2 protein-coding genes are annotated in these 2,696 nt (G+C 71.3%); both read right to left on the bottom strand.

From position 1 onward, the window contains the following. Positions 1-267: 267 nt before the first annotated feature. Entirely contained in the window at positions 268-1,374 is a 1,107-nt protein-coding gene (locus VI078_01520; protein ID HEY5997967.1) for an HD domain-containing phosphohydrolase, read from the bottom strand. Positions 1,375-1,479: 105 nt separating this feature from the next. After that, positions 1,480-2,696: SufD family Fe-S cluster assembly protein (locus VI078_01525; protein ID HEY5997968.1), on the bottom strand; the 1,217-nt coding region annotated here is incomplete at its 5' end.

Genomic DNA, 2,696 nt, shown 5'->3' on the forward strand with positions numbered 1-2,696 from the left:
ACGATCGTCCGGGTAGCTCTCTTCCGGAAAATGCTGACGGATGCGATCCCACTGTTCGTCCGTGAGTCGCAGTGCCATGCCTCATGATAGCGCCTGAAATGCCGAGGCCAAAGTGAAATCCGAATTTGAGATAGGTTCTAGTTCAGCCGAAGGTTCGGCCCGTCGAACCAGACCCGTCCTGCAGGCCGCTCGCAGCGGGCAACGCCGTCAAGGGTGCCAGGGCGCCCCGACCGTCGAGGGCTGGACCGCGCCCCCGGGTCCCGGTGGTCAGCCCTCGACTGACATCTCGTCGAAGATGGCGGCGAAATGCGACGCGGAGTCAGCGAATGCCTCGAGCACCTGCGGGTGAAAGTGCGTGGGCATCGTCCGCCCGTCACCGTGCGTCAGGATCTCGATCACCCGCCCGTGCGTGAGCGCCGGCTTGTAGGGGCGCACGCTGCGCAGCGCCTCGTACTGATCAGCGATGTTCATGATCATGCCGGCCAGCGGCACCTCGTCGGCCCGAAGTCCGCGCGGATACCCGCCGCCGTCGTGGCGCTCGTGGTGAGTCAGGGCGATCACCTCGGCCATCTGCAGGAAGGTCGAGGTCGAACCCTCGAGGATATGCGCGCCGGCGGTCGTGTGCCCCTTCGCGATCGCGAACTCGTCGGGCGTCAGCGGCCCGGGCTTGCCGAGGATCTCCGAGGGGATCACCACCTTGCCGATATCGTGCATCGGGCTGGCGTAGAAGATGGCCTCCTGCCGCTCGTCGTCCCAGCCGAGCTCGCGGGCGAGGTGGCGGCAGTAGTGACCAACGCGCTTGATGTGGCCGGCGGTGAAGCCGTCCTTGAACTCGGCCACGGTGGTGAGGCGGAAGATCGTGTCCAGGTAGCTGGCCTTGAGCTCGTCCTTGGAGCGGCAAAGCTGCTCGAGCGCGCGCTCGAGCTGCGCGGTGCGCTCGCGGACCTGGGCGTCGAGCGCCTCGTTGTGCCGCTGGAGGAACTCCTCGAACTCCACGACGCGCAGGAGGTTCTTCGCACGCAGCGCCAGCTCGGTCTGATCGACGGGCTTGCTGATGAAGTCGCTCGCGCCGACCGCCAGGCCCCGGATCTTCGAGTCGCGTCCCTCGAGCGAGGTCACGAGCACCACCGGCACGTGCTGGGTCTCGGGGTCCTCCTTGAGGAGCTGGCAGGCGAAGAAGCCGTCGATGACCGGCATCACGACGTCCATGAAGATGAGGTGGGGCCGGATCCGCCGCGCCGTGTCGAGCGCGGTGCGCCCGTCGTCGGCGATGGTCACCTCGTAGCCGAGTGGGAGGAGCATGTCCTCCATCAGCCGCTGGGCGAGGCGGTCGTCGTCAACGACGAGAATCCGCGGCTTCTCCCCGCCCAGCATCGGCCCTCCCCAATTCCGCCCGCGCGCGGCTACCCCCGGCGCGCGAGGCCCGGCACCTTGGTAGCCGATGTCGGCGGGGGTGTCAACTTCAGAACCGCGGCCGTGCTAGAGGCTGCCGGCGGGGGTGGCGGCGAGCGCGTCCCGGATGGAGCGCTCCAGCGCCGGCGGCAGCCCGGGCAGGTCGACGTTGAGGAAGCCGCGCGTGATCGCCGCGACGGCCTCCTCGCGCGCAAGCCCGCGCGACATCAGGTAGGCGACCTCCTCCTCGGCGATGGGCGAGATGGCGGCCTCGTGGGAGAGCTCCGCGTGCGGGACCCCGTCGGCTTCCAGCTCGGGGACCGCGACGATCGCCGCTTCCGGGGAGACGAGCATCCCGCGACACTCGAGGCGGGCGCGACAGCGGTCCGTGCGGGCCACGAGCTGGCCGCGCGCCCACGTCCGCGAGCGCCCCTCGCCGATGGTCCGGGTGATCGTCTCGCTGGAGCTGCCGTCGCCCTCGTGGACGACGCGGCTGCCGATGTCGATCAGCGAGTCGCCGCGAGCGCAGACGACGGCCTGGAAGCGGGCCCGCGCGTTCGCCCCGCGCAGAAGAACCGCCGGGCACATCTGGAGCGTGCGCACCGCGCCGAAGAGCACGTAGTTCGAGACGTAGGTCCCGCCCTCCTCGATGACGACCGCCGAGCGCGGCCGCACGTCGATCCCCTCGCCCCAGCGGTGGATCATGGTGAACGTCAGCGACCCGCCGTGGCGCACGACGAACTCGCTGACGCCGATGTGCAGCCCCCCGGCGGCGCGTTGGACCGCGCAGCCCGTGATCACGTGCAGGGAGGCCCCCGCCTCGACGAGCACCACATTGTGCAGGTTCTGCGAGAGGGCCGTCTCGTCGAGGAGCAGGCAGGCCTGCACCGGGTCCACGATCCGCGCGCCGGGGCGCGCCCGCAGGCAGTAGCCCCCGGTCGGACGCAGCGCCGCGGCGGCGGTGTACTTGTCGGCGCCGGGGTCCGCGACCCGCCACCAGACCTCCTCGACCCACGGCGGCCGGCCGCCGGGGTCGGCGCTCCAGGCCACGTCGAGGGCTCCGGCGAAACGCTCCGCCACGGACCGCGCCAGGAGTCTCTGGTCGCGCTGGACGAACGAGCCCGCGCGGTCCCCGGCGTCCAGGTCGACGCCCGCGGCGAGCGCGGCCGCCCGCACCTCCCGGTCGGGTGCATCGCCCGCGCCGGCGCGCGGTTCCATGTGGAAGCGCCGCAGGTCGAGGTCGGGGCCGTAGCGGGCGGGCAGGTCGCAGGCCGCCGCGGCGCGCGCGAGGACCTCCTGGCGCT

The organism is bacterium, from assembly GCA_036524115.1.
Taxonomy (GTDB): domain Bacteria; phylum JAUVQV01; class JAUVQV01; order JAUVQV01; family DATDCY01; genus DATDCY01.